At 68.0% G+C, this 3604-nt stretch carries 4 protein-coding genes and 1 pseudogene; 3 read left to right on the forward strand and 2 right to left on the reverse strand.

Annotation, left to right across the window (positions count from 1 at the left end):
* The 3 genes from RKP46_RS04965 to RKP46_RS04975 all read left to right on the forward strand — a co-directional run.
* A partial coding sequence (locus tag RKP46_RS04965; RefSeq protein WP_311105599.1) for an NAD-binding protein occupies positions 1-564 on the forward strand: 564 nt, incomplete at its 5' end.
* On the forward strand, positions 564-1505 hold the full coding sequence (locus RKP46_RS04970) for an NAD(P)-dependent oxidoreductase (protein WP_311105600.1): 942 nt from the start codon (positions 564-566) through the stop codon (positions 1503-1505). The genes RKP46_RS04965 and RKP46_RS04970, both read left to right, overlap by 1 nt.
* A complete protein-coding gene (locus tag RKP46_RS04975) occupies positions 1502-2005 on the forward strand; it encodes an LEA type 2 family protein (RefSeq protein WP_311105601.1) in 504 nt (167 codons plus the stop codon). The genes RKP46_RS04970 and RKP46_RS04975 overlap by 4 nt, the downstream gene beginning before the upstream one ends.
* A gap of 107 nt (positions 2006-2112) precedes the next feature.
* On the opposite strand, the gene RKP46_RS04980 is transcribed toward RKP46_RS04975, so the two are convergent.
* Positions 2113-2358 carry a hypothetical protein gene (locus RKP46_RS04980; RefSeq protein ID WP_311105602.1) on the reverse strand — a complete coding sequence of 82 codons (246 nt, stop codon included), beginning with the start codon at positions 2356-2358 and terminating at the stop codon, positions 2113-2115.
* Positions 2359-2640: 282 nt separating this feature from the next.
* A pseudogene (locus RKP46_RS04985) lies at positions 2641-3604 on the reverse strand (molecular chaperone DnaK); the annotation flags it as partial.

Here is a 3604-nt window from a genome sequence, read left to right on the forward strand (position 1 = left end):
CGTCGATTGGCCGAGCAGGGAATCGATTTTCTCGATGCGCCGGTTTCCGGCGGCGAGGTCGGGGCGGTTGCCGGCACGCTGTCGATCATGGTCGGCGGGTCCGTTGAGGCTTTCGCCAAGGCGCGACCGGCGTTCGCGGCGATGGGCAGGAACATCGTCCATGTCGGCGATTCCGGCGCCGGTCAGGTGGCGAAGGCGGCGAATCAGATCGTCACCGGAGTCGGCGTGCTGACGGTTGCCGAGGCGCTCAATTTCGCGGCGCGCAGCGGCGTCGATCCGGCGCGCGTGCGCGAAGCGCTGCTCGGTGGATTTGCCTACTCGAAGATCCTGGAAAACCACGGTCAGCGCATGCTGGAACGCAACTTCAAGCCGGGTTTCAAGTCCTGGATGCACCAGAAGGACATGAACATCGTCATGCAGAGCGCGCACGAACTCGGCCTCTGCCTGCCGGTGTCGGCGGCGACGGCGCAGATGTACAACGCAATGGTCGGTTGCGGCTTGGGCGAAGAGGATTCGATTGCCATCCTCAAGCTGCTCGAACGTCTGTCGGGCGGCGAAGACTGATGCGCCTCGGCTTCATCGGCCTGGGCGTGATGGGTCAGCCGATGGCCCGCCACCTGCTCGCTGCCGGGCACAAGCTGGCCATCTGGGCGCGTCGCCCGTCGGTCTGCCAGCCGCTGAGCGCCGTCGGCGCGCAAGTCTGCGCCGACCCGGCCGGCGTGGCGCGCGCGTCCGAGGTCGTGTTCACGGTCGTTACCGGCGGCGCCGATGTCGAGCAACTGAGCTTTGGCGAGGCTGGGCTGGTGGAAGGTCTGGCCGCCGGTTCGCTGCTCGTCGATCTGAGCACGATCGCGCCGGAAAGCGCGCGTTCGCTCGCCCGGCGGCTGGCTGAGCGGCAGATCGACATGCTCGACGCGCCAGTTTCCGGCGGCGAGGCGGGTGCCATCGCGGCCACGCTGGCGATCATGGTCGGCGGCGACCCGGCGGTCTTCGCGCGCGCCCGGCCCCTGCTTGAACTGCTCGGGCGGACGATCGTTCATGTCGGCGGGCACGGCGCCGGTCAGGTGGCGAAGGCGTGCAACCAGATGATCATGGTCGGGGCGATTCAGGCGGTCGCCGAGGCCTTGCATCTCAGTCGGGCGGCCGGGGCCGATGTGGCGCGCGTGCGCCAGGCGCTGGCTGGCGGATCGGCGGCCAGCCGGGTGCTTGAGGTGATGGGCCGGCGCATGGTCGACGGCGACTTCGCAGGCGGTGTCGAAGCGCGCCTGCACCACAAGGATTACGGCGTTGTGCTCGCCGAGGCGCAGCGCCTGGGCGTTCCGCTGCCGGTTTCGGCGCTGGTCGGTCAGCAACTCAACGCACTGCTCGCGCACGGCGGGGCGCGACACGATACGGCGGCGCTGCTGCGCGTGCTCGAGCGGGCGGATGCGGGCGGCGGGCGTGAGTGGCAAGCGCTGCCCGGCGCAGCCCGGTCGGGAACGGGGATGAAAGGCAGGTCTGCATGAAGAAGGTGATCGCTATCGTCGCTGCCGTCATCTGCGCTTTGCTGACTTCGTGCGCCGCCCTGTCCGGTCTCTCGCACAAGCCCGAGGTGACCCTGATCGGTCTCAACCTCGTCCAGCTTGGCGTCTTCGAGCAGCGCTTTGCACTCAAGCTGCGCATTCAGAACCCGAATGACGTCGAACTGCGCATCACCGGCCTCGCCTTCGACGTCGAGGTCAACGAGCAGCCTTTCGTCAAGGGTTTGTCGGACAAGGCGGTGACCGTTCCCCGTTTCGGCGAAGCCGTGCTCGAAGTGATGGCCAGCGGTACGCTGGCGAAGGCGCTGAATCAGCTTCGCGAGTTGCAGAAAGGCGGCCGCGAGCGCATCGACTACCGCGTCGTCGGCCGTCTCAGCGTTTCCGGAATCGGCAGCGTCCCGTTTGAACGCAGCGGCGATCTGCCGCTTTCAGCCCCGGGCGCGGCGCCGAAGAAGCCTCTGCCGAAGGGCTCCGAACGGACCTGAAAGCAGTCGGCGATGCGCCTGTCGGGGGGCATACGCGCGTGCCGTCGGGCGTCGCCAGACGGCCGCTGCGCCTGGTCATGGCCGGTCGTTGCTCGCCGTCGCCTGGCCTAGTCAAGCTCGATGATCAGTTTGTCCCAGCCGGTGCCTGCTTCGTCGATGGGAGGCCGGGCGCCGTCGATGCGGGTCAGACGCGCCTCGATGGCTGCCATCGCATCCTCACTCAACCGCATCGTGCGCCGCTCGGCGCCGTAGCGCCGGTCGGGCAGCCCATCCGGTGGCCCGCGGTCGCTGCTGCGCCTTTCGGGACCCCTCGAGGTGTGCATGGAGAAATCCTCGCTAGTCTTTTTGCTCATCGATTATCGGGAAAAACCGTCGTTGAGGCCAATGGATGACATTTATCGAGAAGCCGGCCGCCTGCCTGGCGGGTAAGAGTCTCGCACGCTCGCGTCGACAGATCTCTTACACGCTCTCGCTTGATCCGCGCGGCAAGCTGCGGCGAGGATGTGTTCTCCGACCTCAGCACCTGGTGCGGCGGCCAGAGGCCGGCCGCTGCAGCACGTTAACAACGATCACCGTGCAGAATCGTCACACATTTTTCGGCGAATGGCCGGCCGGATCGGTGCGCGGAGCGCTCGCTAGCTCGGGCGGTCGGCGAGCAGGCGCAGCCCGGCTGGCAGCGACTCGCCGAAAGCGCGACGCTCGTCGGCGCGGTCGAGTTCGCCGACGGTGTGCAACTGATTGATCCAGGTATCAGGCGAATTGATCGCGCGCAGGCGGGCGGCGACGCGCTGGCGCAGGTCTTCGGGCAGATCGCGCGAGCGGTCGCCGGTCAGGCGGGCGATCTGTGTCGCGGCAAAGGCCGCCGGTTCGACTCTCTTCCAGTCGATGGCAAGCAGCGCGTCCAGCCAGCGTGCCGCCGTTTCCGGCGCGACGACCTGATGCGCGCTGCCGTACAAGGACTGGCGCGCGCCGATCCGGCCGAGTGCCCACCAGCCGAGCGCGCGCGCGTTCGGCTTGCGCAGCCAGGCGAGCAGCCAGTCGCCGAGTTCGGTCTTGCGCTCGCTCGGCAGGCGCTCGAGCGAGGCGACCAGGCGCAGCATGTCGTCATGACTACCGGCGATCGCGGTGGCCATCCGGCTGCGCGTCTTTGCGCCTTCGGTACGCAACCAGGGATCGACTTCGGCGAACAGCTTTTCCTGCACGGCAGGCGGCAGACCGCCGGCGGTGCGCCGCCACAGCGTCCACCATTCCGACCAGTTCTGGCTCTCGCCGACGTATTCGATGCCTTGTTCGAGCAAGGGAGCGACTTGTTCGCTGCGCCAGTCGTCGAGCGCGTAGCCCAATCCGGGGCGCAGGCAGAAACCGGTCAGGTTGAGCCACAGCCGCTCGTGTTCGGGCGACCGCCGGCGGCGCCGGGCGCGTTGCAGCAACGCGTCGCTGAGCGCACGCAGGAGCACCATGTCCCACTCGTCGCGCTTGCCGAGCAGGTGTTCGAGCTGGCCGCGCAGACGCCGTACTTCCTTGCCGTCGACGCTTGGTGCACGGGCGCCAAAGACCTGCTCGATCAGGCGCACGGCTTCGCCAAAGCGCGCCGGCAAG

Origin of the sequence: Accumulibacter sp. (assembly GCF_031732815.1) — a bacterium.
Classification (GTDB): domain Bacteria; phylum Pseudomonadota; class Gammaproteobacteria; order Burkholderiales; family Rhodocyclaceae; genus Accumulibacter.